This window comes from Staphylococcus sp. NWU MKU2 (assembly GCF_033283605.1).
Lineage (GTDB): Bacteria > Bacillota > Bacilli > Staphylococcales > Staphylococcaceae > Staphylococcus > Staphylococcus haemolyticus.
The window spans coordinates 1-568 of sequence record NZ_JAVSMH010000025.1; the positions used below are offsets into that span (position 1 = coordinate 1).

At 30.5% G+C, this 568-nt stretch carries 1 protein-coding gene; it reads right to left on the reverse strand.

The window, feature by feature from the left end; genetic code table 11:
- On the reverse strand, window positions 1–547 hold a 547-nt coding region (locus SBL15_RS12950; protein ID WP_317956230.1), incomplete at its 3' end, for an IS110 family transposase.
- Between the last annotated feature and the right edge of the window lie 21 nt (window positions 548–568).

Here is a 568-nt window from a genome sequence, read left to right on the forward strand (position 1 = left end):
AATCTTTTAACTGTCGAATTAATAACTGAAGTTTTCTTACTAAAAAAGAAGAAGATTTAACACTTGGATAACTTTCATGTGCAATTTTGGATAATTTATCAGCATAATTTTCTGCTTTTCGAGTAGATAACCCTTTCTCTGTAGAGTTGAAAATATTTGAGATTAAAGTATCTATATCTTGTTGTTGAACAAAACTAGGATGTGAATATATTTCTGCGATATTGAGAGCAATCATTGAATAGCGATTTTTGAATAATTTCTCTAACCCTGGAAAGGTTTGATGGAGTAATTCGATAATCTGAACTTTTAAACGACTTTGATTTTTTTCGATTTCAAGATGAAATCGTACACGTTCACGTAATTCAAAGTAAATTTCATTTTTAGTATTTAAACTATCAGTGTATTTTAAAGTGGGCCCTAATTGTGCTAGTTTATGAGCATCAGAGTGATCCGTTTTCCATGATCTTAGAGAATTTGTTTTAAATTTCGCTTCTAATGGGTTCATTTCAATATACTTCACATGGTTAACCTGACAAAACTGAACTATACCTCTTGAATACACACCGGT